Origin of the sequence: Stenotrophomonas sp. Sm10 (genome assembly GCF_030985515.1) — a bacterium.
GTDB classification, from domain to species: domain Bacteria; phylum Pseudomonadota; class Gammaproteobacteria; order Xanthomonadales; family Xanthomonadaceae; genus Stenotrophomonas; species Stenotrophomonas hibiscicola.
Map to the genome: position 1 here is coordinate 22421 of NZ_JAPTFO010000046.1, position 13346 is coordinate 35766.

Consider the following 13346-nt stretch of genomic DNA (forward strand, 5'->3'; position numbering starts at 1 on the left):
AATGCTGTCATGTCCCTGCGTTCGTTCTGCCTGCTGGCCGCGTTGCTGCCGGCCTCCGCCTTCGCGTCCGATATCGCCGATGGCGGCGCCTGCCGCAATGGCGCATTCCCCTCCGAACAGAGCCGGTTCGCGCTGGCGCGGGTGGTCGATGTACCGCGCCTGTACCTGCTCGGCGACATGGATGGCTGCCCCGCCAAGGGCGAACCGGCCTGCCGCCAGCGCAGCTATGTGGTCAACGGCGATACGGTGGTGACCGGTCGCGACCTGGGCCGTTACCGCTGCGCGTTCTTCCCGAACAAGGTGGGCGGCAGCGCCGGCTGGGTCGACCGCAGCAAGCTGCAACCGTTGCCGGTAGCCGTGCCCACGCTGCAGGACTGGGCGGGCAACTGGAAGGACGGCGACAACGGCCTGCGCATCACCGTGCAGGGTGGGCAACTGCATGTGGAGGGGGACGCCTACTGGCCCTCCGCCAACCCCACGCCGGAGCAGCGCCCGTATGGGCCGAACCTGGGCCAGGTGGAAGCGCGTGCCATACCGCAGGGTGCCGATGTCGAGTTCGCCGAGGACACGTGCCGGGTTCGCGTGCACTCACTGGGTGAGGTGCTGATCGTGGCCGACAACAGCGAATGCGGTGGCATGAACGTGCGTTTCAACGGTGTGTACCGGCGCGCCGGAAAACGTTGAAGGGCGCATGAGGATTGGGGCCAGTAGATCCACGCCACGCGTGGGTGCTGCCCGCGATTCAATCGATGCGGTCAGCGCCGCCGCTCCAGCCACCACAGCAGCGAGGCGCACAGCACGAACGCCAGCCACCACGGCCAGCGCGAGCCCGGCACGGGTTGCACCACCGACGCGTCTGCCAGCGTGCTGGCAGCCAACGCCCGCGTGGTCGCATCGATCATCACCTGTCGATGCAGCGTCGGTGCATCCTTCGGGTCGAACACGTAGCGCCAGACAACGCTGTCGCCATGCTGCAGGCGTTGCCAGCCTGCCTCACGGGGCCACCAGCCGGCGCAGCGCAGCGCCGACGCCGTGCCATCGACGATCAGGGGCACGTCGTCGCCGCGTTTGTTGAAGGCCTGCAGTGGTGCCTGCACACCGCACAGCGCCTGTCGTTCACCTGCCCAGGCGATCGGCTGCGGTGACCACAGTGCATCAGCGCTGTCCTGCGCGCGTGCCAACGTGGCCACCGCGTCGCTCCAGAGTTCGCCGTGGCGGTCATCGCGCCCGGCCAGCACCCAACGCCAGCTGTCGGTGATGGGCAGCAGGCCGATGCGGCCCTTGCCGACCGCGCGCCAGCCACCGATGGCGTTGCCAGCTCGATCGTGCAGCAGTGCGCTGCCGCCCGGCGCCTGCAACGCCAGTGCTTCCAGCGAAGGCAGCGCGGCACTGTGCGAGCTGCGGTCGGCCTCTTCGCCGTAGCCGGTGGGCAATGTGCCGGCGGCGAGCGGGCCACGGCGTGCGGCGAGGATCGCGCCTTCGCCATCGGCGGGAAGTTCGAGGGTGCGGCTGCTGCCATCGCCCTGCACGGGCAGGCCCAGATCGCGGAGGCGCTGGCGCGCACTGGCCGAAGGTGCGCCCGCACTGCGTACCAGCACGCCCAGTCCATCGCGCAGTGCCTGGCGCACGGTGGCCAGCTGGCCTGCACTCAATGCCGCGAGGCTGCGCTCGTCCAGCAGCAGCAGATCGCTGCGCGTGAGCGATGCTGCATCAATCGCCACCGCGCCATCGCCGATGCTGAGTCCGGCCCCGGCATCCGCCTGCACCTGCACACGGATGCCGGCATCGGCCGCCCAGCGGCGCAGGTACTTCAGCTCTGGGCCCGGCGCACTGGCGCGCACCAGCAGGCGCAGCGGTGCGGCCGGCAGGGTCTGCTGCGGCACCGGGACGCTGTCCACCACATGGCCGTCGGCATCGAGCAGGCGCAGCTTGAACACGCTGCGGCCTTCGGCGCGGGCGATGCCGCTCAGCTGCACGCGGCCGTCGTCGGCAACGTCCGTGCGATCGACTACGCTGTCGGCCGGGTCGAGCAGTTCTGCTTTGGCCTTTGCCGCGCCACGCGCCTGGGCCAGTACTTCGAAGCGTGCACCGGGGGCCACATCGGCCGGTGCTTGCAGCGCGATCCAGCCGCGCGGCTCCGGTGCAGCCTGCCAACGTACATCCGATGGCAGCAGCGCGTCGCGGTCACGTGCGGCCAGGCCTGCACCGACCAGCGTCAGCGTGGCGGCCGGATGCTGGCGCAGCGCGGTGGCCAGGTCGGGAACGCGCTGTGCGCCGGGCACATCGGCAGCTTCGGGCAACAGCAACAGCGGGCCTTCGCTGGCCGGGGGTGCGCCGGCCTTGCCGGCATCGACGCCAAGCACGACCAGCCCGCCTGCGGGCTGCTGGCGGGTGGGCGGCATCAGGCAGAAGTACAGCAGCGTGGCGACGATGACCTGCAGTGCGATCACGCTCCACCGGCGGCCAGGGTGCGTTGTGCTTCCACGCAACTGGCGCACGCTGGCGATGACCACGACCAGAGTGAGTGCCAGCGCAATCCACAGGTTCAGGCTGGTGGCGGTCATGGCTGCGCCTCCAGCGCATCGAGGTAGCGCTGGCCCATCGCATCGGCCGCACTGCGCCGCATCGCCTGCGGCAGTGGACGCTGCAGCGCGCGCCACAGCTGCGCACGCAGGCGCTGGCGACAGTCGATGCAGTCGGGCTCGATGCGCAGCTGCTCGATGGCCGCAGCCAGATCCAATGCATCGGGCAGGTAGGCCGCGTTGCGCTGCTGCCAGGCCGCGAGTGCATCGAGATCCGGTGCGCCGTTGTCATCACCGAGGCGCTGCCAAGCTTCAACGATGGCCGGATCCGGCGGCGTGCGCGCGGCCAACGGCAGTTCACGACTGGCCAATCCGGCGCGATCACCGCCGAGGCGACGGCCTTCATCAATCGGTGGCAGCTCCAGCCCGACCCGGGCCAGATAAATGCGTTCGGCCTGCTGCACCTGCTTGATGAAGCCCAGCGCCTTGTAGGCGAAGGGCAATGCCTGTTCCGGACGGCCCTGGCGCAGCTCGCCTTCGGCCGACCACATTTGGTCCAGCGCGGCCTTCAACGTGGCGCGGGTCTGCGGATCGAGCAGGGTCGCCGCCTCGGCGTGGTCGTGGGTGTGGCCATACTCGGAGAGCACGTCGGTGTCGCTGCCGAACACCGGTGGCGTATCTGCATTGGTCGGCTTGCCGCCGTGATCATGGTCATGCCCGTCGTGCGCGCCGGCCTCGGCGCCATGGTCGTGATCGTCGTCGTGGTCGCCGGCGGCCGGCGTATCGCTGGTGGGCAGGTCGCTGGTCGGCGGTGGCTTCGGTGCACCTTCGCTTTCCTCGCCCAGGAACTGGCCGTAGCGCAGGCGCAGGATGCGCTGGTCGACACCGATCGCATCGCTGCGCTTCACGACGTCCTCGTCGGCCAGGCTGCGTCGCTGCCGGATCAGGGCTTCGGCATCGATGATGATCTGCCGCTGGCTGCGGAAGTACGCAGGCAGGGTCTTCTTGATGCGGCCTTCGAGCTCCGCACCGAGCGCGACTTCGGCGCTGGGCAGGCGCAGGATCACGCTGCTGCTGCGCCCGGTCTGCGGCGTGGGTGCATGGTTGTCGCGCACTTCCAACTGGGCGATCACATCGTTGCCGGGCTGCGCGCCCAGCGCAGCCAGATCCAGGGTATGGGCGAAACGTCGCGCGGTGGCTTCGCCGCTGCCGGCAAGCGTGATGCCGCGCTTCACGAAGGTGATGTTCTCCCCGCTGCCCTGGGTGGTGGTGATCGACAGCGTTGCCTGCGCCGCGACACCGTAATCGTCGTTGGCTTCGAAGCGCAGTGCCCACTGTCGTTGCCCCGGCGTGCCCAGCACCAGGCTGGCCGTGGGCTCCAGTACGCGCACGCTGGGTGCACGGTCGGCCACCACATCCAGCCGATGCAGGCGGGTCTCTGCCAGTGCCGGTTCGCTCACCACGCGGTACAGCACCGGCGCGCGTGCCACATCCTGCGCCTGCCACTGTCCTTCGTGCTCGCTCAGCGGCAACCTGCGACCATCGTGGAACTGCAGCCATGCCTTGTCCGGTGCGCGGTCGAAGCGCAGCGACCAGGACAGTCGGCTGTCGGCGGCGACCTTGGCGTCCAGCGCATTCTGGGTAAGCGTGGCCTGGCCGGTATAGGCCGGTGCGTCGATGCGCAGGCGGGTGGACTGCAGGCGTAGCGGGCCTGCGGCGGCCGTGCTGCCCGGCGCTGAGGTGCGGACTGGCGCGGAACCGGGGTTCGAACGTGGCCAGCCGACTGCCAGCACAACAATGGCCAGGCCCGCGATCCAGCACAGCGCCAATGCCCCAGGCGGCCAGTGTGGACGCAGCTCCGGCATCGCGCGTTCCAGCGTGGCCAGCACATGCGCACGCTGGCGCTGCTGCAGCGGATTGAGCGTGGCGGCATCGGCGAACAGCAGATCGGCACTGTCCTCGCTGGCACCGCTGCCATCAAGGTGGCGTTGCAGCCACTGCCGGTCCAGTTGGCGGGCATGCGCAGTGGCGAAGCCCGCACACGCGAGCAGGCTGATCGTACCGACGACGCAGGCGATATCGAAACCTGCCAGACGCAGGGCCAGCCCCGCCGCAGCCAGCGCCCATGGCAGGCCCAGCAGCAGGGTGATGAGCGCACGGCGCCGGCGCGCACGTTGCCAGGCGTGCTGCAAGGTATTCATGCGGCCACCCTGCGGCGGGCGCTGCTGGCCATCCAGCGTTCCAGGGCGAACAGCAGCACGATAGCCAGCAACAGCCAAGGCGTCGGCTCACGCAGCGGTGGTGTTGCAGCAGGCAATGCGGCCCGCTGCGGTGCCTGGTCACGTGCATCGCCCAGGCGCGGAGCCGTGGGTGGCTGCAGCGCCAGCAGCAGGGCACGCGGCAACTTCGGATCGCGCAGCGCGGCGTTGCTCGTGGTATTCCAGTCGCCCGGCAGCGCCAGCAGATAGCCGTGGCCGACGCGTTGTTGCCACAGCAGCGGTGCGCCCTCCGCGTCGCGCAGCAGGATGCGGGCGTCGGCAGCGGGCTTGCCGGCGGTGATGACACGACCGCCGTCGCGCAGCCACGCCTGCCAGTTCGCCGGCAGTGCATCGCTGCGGCTCCACACGCCGATCTCGCCGCGTTCGGGCAGGGCATCCACCGACAGCGGAGCGAGCGTTGCCTGCACGCCCCACGCGCGCCGCAGTGCGTTCAACCAGTGCTGGGCAGTGGCGGATGCCTCGCCGTGCGCGCGCAGCTGCGGCGATGCCGCTGCAGTCTGCGGCGGTGTGACCGGCATCGGCTGCGTGTGCCATTGCACGTCGCGCGACAGCTGCAGGCGGGCGCCATCCAGGCCGGGCAGGGGATCGGGAACGTGCACGGTCAACGCGGTGCCCGCAGGCAGCTGTGCGTCCAGTTCGCGCAACAGGCTGGGCAGGGATGCGCTGGATGCCGGTGGTGCCTGATCGATGGCGGGGAAGCCAGGTGCCAGCCAGTGCCAGTTGCCATCCTCGGCCGCTCCACGCAGTGCCGTAGCATCCAGTCCCGGCGCTACCACGGTCCATGCAGCGGGGGGCGCTGCCGGGCCCGTCAGCGCGGGCCGCGCCAGCAGCAGCGCCAAGGCTGCCAGTAGCAACAGCCGCACCAGCAGCAACGGCCAGTCATCGAAGCGGATGCGCTGGCGCGGCCGTATCTGTGCACGCAGCCAGCGCAGCGCGGCGAAATCCAGTGGCGTATACGGATGGCGGCGGGCCAGGTGGATCAGCAGCGGCAGCAGCCCTGCGGCGAGAGCGGCCAGGCCGAGCGGGAACAGCAGGGTCATGCAGCGCCCCCACGGCCGAACAGCGCCTGCAGCGGCTGGTCCAACGGTTGGTCGAGCCAGCCGGTGGCACTGGCGATGCCGCTGGCCTGCAGGCGCGCACGTAATGCGCTGCGTGCGTCAGCGAAGCGCTGCAGGTAATCGGCGCGGATCGCCGCGCCGTCGCCCAGCAGTTCCTCGCCGGTCTCCGGGTCGCGGAAGCGGTGGCCGGCGTCGAACGGGAAGTCGCGCTCGTCGGCGGTCAGGATCTGCAGCAGTGCCACTTCGCGGCGTGCGCTGGCCAGCTGTTCGAGCAACACGATGCCGGCGTCGTCGAAGCCATCACCGATTGCCAGCAGCAGGTCGCCCGGGCGCACGCGTTCCCACAGCGGGCGCAGGCGATCAGGCGCGGGCCAGGCGCCGCGCGCCTGCAAGGCATGCAGTTGCAGATGCACGCGATCACGCTGGCGTGCGCCGTTCGCCGCGGGAACCAGCTGCAGGCCATCGCCATTGATCGCCAGCAGGCCGAAACGGTCGCCCTGCTGCAGCGCCAGTTCCACCACGCAGGCGGCCACGCCGCGCATGTGGTCCAGGCGCGTGCGCTGCGGTGCCGCGCGATCGGCCTGGCCGGCCGAGGCGGTGGCATCGAGCAACAGCCAGACCGTGATCGGGCTTTCGCGTTCGGACTCGCGCACGAAGAAGCGATCCGAGCGGGCGTACAGCTTCCAGTCGATCTGGCGCAGTTCGTCTCCCGGCTCGTAGGCACGGTACTGGGCGAACTCGAGGCCGGAACCGCGGCTGCGGCTGGCGTGCTGGCCGATGCCACTGGCACCGCTGGCCAGGCGCGGCCGCAGCCGCAGCAGGCGCAGGCGCGCACGCAAGTCCGGTGGCAAGGTCAGCGGGGTACCGGCGTTCACGCGTGGCTCAACCCGGGAACGGCACGGCCTGCAGCAGGGCAGCGACCACGTCGTCGGCACGCTTCTGCTCGGCTTCGGCGGCGAACGACAGCAGCAGGCGATGGCGCATCACCGGTGCGGCCAGTACCTGCACGTCCTCGCGGGTGGCGGCGAAGCGGCCCTGCAGCAGTGCGCGCGCTTTTGCCGCGAGCACCAGCGACTGGCCGGCGCGCGGACCGGCGCCCCACTTCACCCACTGGTTGATCGCTGCCGGTGCGCCTTCGCCCGGCCGGCTGGCACGCACCAGGCGGGTGATCCAGGCCAGCACATCGGGGCTGACATGCACCTGGCGCACGGCCGCCTGCAGTGCGGTCACCGCTTCGGCATCCATCACCTTCGGCACCGCGTCGGTGGTACCGCCGGTGGTCTGTTCCAGGATCTGCCGCTCCTCGTCTTCGCTGGGGTAATCCACCAGCACGTGCAGCAGAAAGCGGTCCAGCTGTGCCTCCGGCAGCGGGTAGGTGCCGGCCTGCTCGATCGGGTTCTGCGTGGCCAGCACGAAGAACGGCGCGGGCAGCGCGTAGGTGGTGCCGGCGTAGCTGACCGTGCGCTCCTGCATCGCTTCCAGCAGTGCGGCCTGGGTCTTGGGCGGGGTACGGTTGAGTTCGTCGGCCAGCAGCAGGTGGGTGAAGATCGGGCCCTGCTGGAAGCGGAAATGGCGATGGCCGGTGCCGTGGTCTTCTTCCAGCAGCTCGGTGCCGAGGATGTCGCTGGGCATCAGGTCGGGGGTGAACTGCACGCGCCGGAACTGCAGCTCCAGCGCCTGCCCGAGCGAGCGCACCAGCAGGGTCTTGCCGAGCCCGGGCGCGCCTTCCAGCAGGCAGTGGCCGCCGGCCAGCAGGCCGATCAGCAGCTGCTCGACCACGGTGTTCTGGCCCACCACTGCGCGTGCAAGCGCGGCGCGCAGCGCATCCAGGCGCGGCAGCAGGGAATCGAGGTCGGGGGAGGTCATGGGCGTGCAGGTCCTATCAGTTGTTCAACGCGTACATCACGATGTTGACGCCGAAGCGGGTGTTGTCTTCGGCCAGGAAACGCTTGTTGCGCCAGTCGTAGTCCCACTCGCAGCCGTAGTCCTTGTTGCTGTAGAGCAGCCCCAGGCGGCCATCGACCTCGATGCCCTTCAGGTAGTCGTGCACCAGGTCGTCGCCCCAGCCGTTGAGTTCGAAACTGGTGGCGGGCGGGCCGTCGGGGAAGCGGAAGAAGCTGCGGTACAGCGGGTGGCTGTTGGGCAGCTTCTGCAGTGCCTTCGGGCCGAACAGGCGACCCATCTGCGCCTCGAACGAGGTGGCGAACAGGCCATCGATGTCGTGGTTGCAGTCGTCCACGAAGACGAAGCCGCCATTGCGCACATAGCGCACGAAGTTCTGCCGCTCGGCGGCATTGAACTCCACCAGCGTGTGGCCGGCCAGGTAGCAGAACGGCGCTTCCAGCATGCGCGGGTCGGCCAGTGCCACCACGTGCTCCTGCGGGTCCACGCGCAGCGAGGTGTAGTCGATCAGCGAGGTGATCAGGTTGGATGGCATGCGCGCGTCCACGTCCCAGTCACCGGAGTCGTACTGCAGGCGGGTGAACCAGAAGTCATAGCGCGAACTGCGCGGGCCTGCCTGTGCCCAGGCTGGCAGCGCCGCCGCCGAAGCGGCAGCGGCCAACCAGCGCAGGCAGGCCCGGCGATCCATCAGACCGCGTCGGACAGCGAGGTGAAGGTGAAATCGCGCAGCTTCATCGGCGGGATCATCATCACGTAGCTGGATTCATCACCGGCCACCCGCACCGGCTTGCCCAGCTCTTCGATGTTGTTGAGCATGATCACCGGCGACTCGTTGAAGCGGAAGTTCTTCACCGGATGCTTGATCTGGCCGTTCTCGATGTAGAAGGTGCCGTCGCGGGTCAGGCCGGTCAGCAGCACGGTCTGCGGATCGACCATGCGGATGTACCACGTGCGGGTGACCAGGATACCCTTCTGGGTGCCGCGTACCAGCTCGGCGGTGCTCTTGTCGCCACCGCTCATCAGCAGGTTGCCCGGTGAGGCCTTGGCGGTCTTGCCCTGCTTCTGCGCCCAGAATCGCGAGTAGTCCAGGTTGGCGATCCTGCCGTTCTCGATGATCGCCATGCGTTCGCGCGGCAGGCCTTCGTTGTCCCACGGCAGCACCGGCGCCTCCGGATGCCACGGGTCGGCGATCATGGTCACGCGCGGGTCGTAGACCTGCTCGCCCAGCTTGTTGCCGCCACCCTTTTTTGACAGGAAGCTGCGGCCTTCATCGGCCGAGCGTGCGCTGAAGAAGTTCATCATGAAGCTGATCAGGCCTGCCGCCGCGGCCGGCTCCAGGATCACCGTGTACTTGCCCGGTTCCAGCGCCTTGGCTTCGGCCGATTCGGTGGCCTTGCGCATGGCGATGCGGATGTCCTGGTCGGCCTTGAAGTCGGCGGCATCCTTCAGGTTGCGGCCGACCCAACCCGAACCGCGGCCATCTTCGGTACGCACGGTGCAGGTGTAATCGAAGTTGGTGGTGCGCTGGTAGGCGAAGTTGCCGTTGCTGTTGGCGGTCGCCTGGAAGCCCTGGCCGTCCTCGAGGAAGCCGGCGGCAATGAGCCCGTTGCCACGGCACGGGGCGATCGAATCGGCGGCGACCTTCGCGCGGAAGGCCGGATCGATCGCGGCGGTGGATTCGCTGAAGGTCGGGCTGGGACGGTAGCTCTGCTTGCCGATGGCCGGCATGAACTCCGGGTTCTCCGGGGCCAGGCGCGCCAGGTCTTCAGCACGGCGCACCACGCGTTCCAGCGCGGCGTCGTCGAACTCGTTGATCGAGGCGGTGCCGACGCGCTTGCCGAAGGCGACGGTGACCGCCAGCTCGGTGTTGTCGACGATGCCGCTGGTGGAGACATTGTTCAGCGCGAAACGGATGTTGCCGCTGATCGCGCCGGACAGCACGGCGGTGCACTCGTCGGCCTTGGACAGGGCGATGACCTTGTCGAGGATGGCCTTGGCCTGGGCTTCGGTGAAGATACTCATGGTGTAAGGGCTCCTGACCGATCAGCCGAGGCTGCGTGCGGTGTTGATGACGTTGATGCCGTTGAAGCGCGCGGTGGACGAACCGTGCGAGACCGCCGAGACCTGGCCCGGCTGGCCCTTGCCGTCGAAGAACGAACCGCCCAGGCGGTAGTCGCGCTCGTCGGCCACGGCGGTGCAGGCATTCCAGAACTCCGGCGTGCGGATCTGGTAGGCCACGTCTTCCAGCATGCGGGTGATCTGGCCGTTCTTGATCTCGTAGAACAGCTGGCCGCCGAACTGCGCGTTGTAGCGCTGCTGGTCGATCGAGAACGAACCGTCACCGATGATGTAGATGCCGTTCTCCACGTCCTTGATCAGGTCGGGCACGCTCAGCGGCTTCTTGCCCGGTGCCATCGACACGTTGGCCATGCGCTGGAACTGCACGCTGGACCACGAGTCGGCATAGCAGCAGCCGTCGGACTCGCTCTTGCCGAGGATGTGGGCCTGGTCGCGGATGGTCTGGTAATCCACCAGCTTGCCGTTGCTGATCAGGTCCCAGCGCTTGCACTTCACGCCTTCATCGTCGTACGCCACCGCGCCCAGGCTGCCCGGCTGGGTCTTGTCGGCGAAGATGTTGACCAGCTCGCTGCCGTACTGGAACTGCTGCTCGCGCTTGTCCAGGGTGGCGAAGCTGGTGCCGGCGTAGTTGGCTTCGTAGCCGAGCACACGGTCCAGCTCCAGCGGGTGGCCGATCGACTCGTGGATGGTCAGCCAGGTGTGTGACGGGTCGAGCACCAGATCGTACTTGCCCGGCTTCACCGACGTTGCCTTCAGCTTCTCCTGCGCCTGCTTGGCGGCGGCGATGGCGTCTTCCTTCATGTTGTAGGAAGAACTGTAGTTCACCACGCCATTCGGGCTGACCACCTTGCCGGCAGCCGCACCGTCCAGGTACTCGTAGCCCAGCCCCATCGGCGAGGACAGGCCTTCGCGGGTACGGAACTTGCCGCTGGACTTGTCGATGGCGGTGATCGTCATCGGTGCCCAGATGCGGTGCACATCCTGGTCGATGTAGGAACCATCAGTGGAGGCGAAGTACTTCTGCTCGTTGACCAGGAACAGCATCGAGTTGACGAAGCTGGCACCGGCGCCCATCGCCGCAGCGTTGACGTCCAGCAGCAGCCCGACCTTGTCCTTGATCGGCACCTCCATCGCATTCTTGCGGATCGGCGTGCGCCAGCTCACTTCACCCACGCCCGGCGCCTTGGCCAGCTGCACCGGCGCGGTCTGCACGCCAGCATTGGCCTTGGCGATCGCCGCGGCCTGCTGCGCCGCCCTGGCCACATCGGCGGTACCCAGCGCATTGGTGGCGGCAAAGCCCCAGGCGCCGTTGACGATCACGCGTATGCCCACCCCGGTGGACTCGGTGTTCACCACGTTCTGCACCTTGTCCTCGCGGGTGATCACGAACTGCCGCAGGTAGCGGCCGATGCGCACGTCGCAGTAGGTGGCGCCGGCGCTGCGTGCGGCCTGCAACGCAGCGTCGGCCAGGCGCTTCTTCAGCGCCGGGTCCAGGCTGGACTGCAGCTGCTCGGCGGCGATCACCTTGCCGAAGAAGGAGGGCACGATCAGCCCGCCCGCGGTAAGCCCGGTCAGGGCCAGGAAGTCACGTCTTTGCAAGGCTGCTCTCCATGTCGAAGGATGGGTGGCTCAAGCGCCGAGACTGCGCGCGGTGTTGATGATGTTGATGCCGTTGAAGCGGGTGGTGGACGAACCGTGCGAGACCGCCGAGACCTGGCCGGGCTGGCCCTTGCCATCGAAGAACGAACCGCCCAGGCGGAAGTCGCGTTCATCGCAGATGGCGGTGCAGGCATTCCAGAATTCCGGCGTGCGGATCTGGTAGGCCGCATCCTCAACCATGCCGGCAATCTTCCCATCCTTGATCTGGTAGTACAGCTGGCCGCCGAACTGCGCGTTGTAGCGCTGCTGGTCGATCGAATACGAACCGCGGCCGTGGATCCAGATGCCGTTTTCCACGTCCTTGATCATGTCCTCGACACTGAGCCGCAGCTTGCCCGGTGCCAGAGAGACATTGGCCATGCGCTGGAACTGCACGCTGGACCAGGAATCGGCGTAGCTGCACCCGTGCGATGCATCGCGGCCGAGGATATGGGCCTCGTCGCGGGTGGCCTGGTAGTCAACCAGGATACCGTCGCGTACGAGGTCCCAGCGCTGCGTCTTCACCCCTTCATCGTCGTAGCCGACGGCGCCGAGGCTGCCCGGCTGGGTCTTGTCGGCGAAGAAAGTGACGATGTCGCTGCCCCAGCGGAAGCCGGCATCGCGCTTGTCCAGCGTGGCGAAGCTGGTACCGGCGTAGTTGGCTTCGTAGCCGAGCACGCGGTCCAGCTCCAACGGGTGGCCGACGTTCTCGTGGATGGTCAGGAACAGGTTGGACGGGTCCAGCACCAGGTCGTACTTGCCCGGCTTCACCGACGGCGCCTTCAGTTTCTCGCGCGCGTGGCGGGCGGCGGCGATGGCGTCTTCGACCGGGTCGTAGGAATCGCGGTAGGCGGTGATGCCGCCGGGCAGCTGGACCTTTCCACGCGCATCGCCATCGAGGAACTCGTAGCCCATGCCCATCGGCGAGGAGAGGCCGGCGCGGGTACGGAACCTGCCGCTGGCCTTGTCGATGGCGGTGGCGGTAAACGGCAGCCAGATGCGGTGAATGTCCTGGTCGATGAACGAGCCGTCGCTGGAGGCGAAGTACTTCTGTTCGTTGACCAGGAACAACGTGGAATTGATGTAGTCGGCGCCCGCATCCAGCGCGGCGGCGTTGAGCGCCAGCAGCAGTTCGACCTTGTCCTGGATCGGCACCGCCATGGCGTTCTTCCGCACTGGCGTCTGCCAGCGCACTTCGCCGACCGACGGCGTCGGCGCCAGCTGTACCGGCCGGGTCTGGATGCCGGCATTGGCGCGGGCGATTGCCGCTGCCTGCTCGACCGCGGCGCGCACGGCGGCCTCGGTCTGCTGATGGGTTGCAGCGAAGCCCCACGCGCCATTGACGATCACCCGCACGCCCACACCGGATGATTCGCGGTTGGTCACATTGCCGACCTGGTGTTCGCGGGTGATGACCGACTGGTTGAGATAGCGGCCGATGCGGACATCGCAGTAGCTGGCCTTGGCGGTGCGTGCGGCGGCCAGCGCGACCTCGGCCAGGCGCCTGCGCTGGGCGGTGTCGACCGGGGCCAGCAACTGCTCGGCGGCGATGGCACGGGAATGCGGCAGCAGCAGGCCCGCCAGGCCCAGACCGGAAAAAGCCAGGAACTCACGTCGTTGCACAGCGTTTCTCTCTCTCGCTTGCGTGCGGCCGACAATGGGTCGAGCCGATCACGTCAACTTCTCGACTTTCGCCAGCGCGGCGCGTGCGGGCAAGTGACTGCAGTCATGGTTGGTGGGGGTTTCGGCAGGGCTTGCAGCCCTGCACCTGCTTCAAGCCAGGGCAACGTCAACGTCAAAAGCGGGCATTCCGACACCGCCCCACCTTCGACAGATTTCGTGTGCTGTTGGTGGGTGTCGACCAAGGT

At 68.2% G+C, this 13346-nt stretch carries 10 protein-coding genes; 1 reads left to right on the top strand and 9 read right to left on the bottom strand.

All coding sequences use genetic code 11. The annotated features are described in order from the left end of the window. Positions 1–9: 9 nt before the first annotated feature. Positions 10–684: a hypothetical protein gene (locus O0J15_RS13565; RefSeq protein ID WP_111103581.1), complete on the top strand. Its 675-nt coding sequence runs from the start codon at positions 10–12 to the stop codon at positions 682–684. Positions 685–755: 71 nt separating this feature from the next. Here the strand turns inward: O0J15_RS13565 and O0J15_RS13570 are convergent, their stop codons facing one another. From O0J15_RS13570 to O0J15_RS13610, 9 genes are read right to left on the bottom strand one after another with little or no spacing between them, the layout of a single operon-like run. Next, complete coding sequence (locus O0J15_RS13570) at positions 756–2564, bottom strand: hypothetical protein (protein WP_308305804.1); 1809 nt, start codon at positions 2562–2564, stop codon at positions 756–758. Continuing rightward, entirely contained in the window at positions 2561–4723 is a 2163-nt protein-coding gene (locus O0J15_RS13575; protein ID WP_308305805.1) for a hypothetical protein, read from the bottom strand. Before O0J15_RS13575 ends, O0J15_RS13570 begins: the two co-directional genes overlap by 4 nt. Next, entirely contained in the window at positions 4720–5841 is a 1122-nt protein-coding gene (locus tag O0J15_RS13580) for a BatA domain-containing protein (RefSeq protein ID WP_308305806.1), read from the bottom strand. The genes O0J15_RS13575 and O0J15_RS13580 overlap by 4 nt, the downstream gene beginning before the upstream one ends. Continuing rightward, entirely contained in the window at positions 5838–6734 is an 897-nt protein-coding gene (locus O0J15_RS13585; RefSeq protein WP_308305807.1) for a DUF58 domain-containing protein, read from the bottom strand. The genes O0J15_RS13580 and O0J15_RS13585 overlap by 4 nt, the downstream gene beginning before the upstream one ends. Positions 6735–6741: 7 nt before the next feature. Continuing rightward, entirely contained in the window at positions 6742–7725 is a 984-nt protein-coding gene (locus O0J15_RS13590; RefSeq protein WP_019661957.1) for a MoxR family ATPase, read from the bottom strand. 16 nt (positions 7726–7741) lie between these two features. Then, the gene (locus tag O0J15_RS13595; RefSeq protein ID WP_019661956.1) at positions 7742–8449 is read right to left on the bottom strand and encodes a DUF4159 domain-containing protein; all 708 of its coding nucleotides are present in this window, start codon (positions 8447–8449) and stop codon (positions 7742–7744) included. Next, a complete protein-coding gene (locus O0J15_RS13600; protein WP_308305808.1) occupies positions 8449–9783 on the bottom strand; it encodes a TldD/PmbA family protein in 1335 nt (444 codons plus the stop codon). Before O0J15_RS13600 ends, O0J15_RS13595 begins: the two co-directional genes overlap by 1 nt. A gap of 21 nt (positions 9784–9804) precedes the next feature. Beyond that, positions 9805–11439 (bottom strand): TldD/PmbA family protein, encoded by a 1635-nt coding sequence (locus O0J15_RS13605; RefSeq protein ID WP_308305809.1) that lies wholly within the window; start codon positions 11437–11439, stop codon positions 9805–9807. 30 nt (positions 11440–11469) lie between these two features. Further along, positions 11470–13101: a TldD/PmbA family protein gene (locus tag O0J15_RS13610; protein WP_180877373.1), complete on the bottom strand. Its 1632-nt coding sequence runs from the start codon at positions 13099–13101 to the stop codon at positions 11470–11472. Between the last annotated feature and the right edge of the window lie 245 nt (positions 13102–13346).

Bases quoted from the DNA above. Each gene is read 5' to 3' on its own strand.
- O0J15_RS13565 (WP_111103581.1), top strand. From the start codon at position 10: ATGTCCCTGCGTTCGTTCTGCCTGCTGGCCGCGTTGCTGCCGGCCTCC.
- O0J15_RS13570 (WP_308305804.1), bottom strand. From the start codon at position 2,564: ATGACCGCCACCAGCCTGAACCTGTGGATTGCGCTGGCACTCACTCTG.
- O0J15_RS13575 (WP_308305805.1), bottom strand. From the start codon at position 4,723: ATGAATACCTTGCAGCACGCCTGGCAACGTGCGCGCCGGCGCCGTGCG.
- O0J15_RS13580 (WP_308305806.1), bottom strand. From the start codon at position 5,841: ATGACCCTGCTGTTCCCGCTCGGCCTGGCCGCTCTCGCCGCAGGGCTG.
- O0J15_RS13590 (WP_019661957.1), bottom strand. From the start codon at position 7,725: ATGACCTCCCCCGACCTCGATTCCCTGCTGCCGCGCCTGGATGCGCTG.
- O0J15_RS13595 (WP_019661956.1), bottom strand. From the start codon at position 8,449: ATGGATCGCCGGGCCTGCCTGCGCTGGTTGGCCGCTGCCGCTTCGGCG.
- O0J15_RS13600 (WP_308305808.1), bottom strand. From the start codon at position 9,783: ATGAGTATCTTCACCGAAGCCCAGGCCAAGGCCATCCTCGACAAGGTC.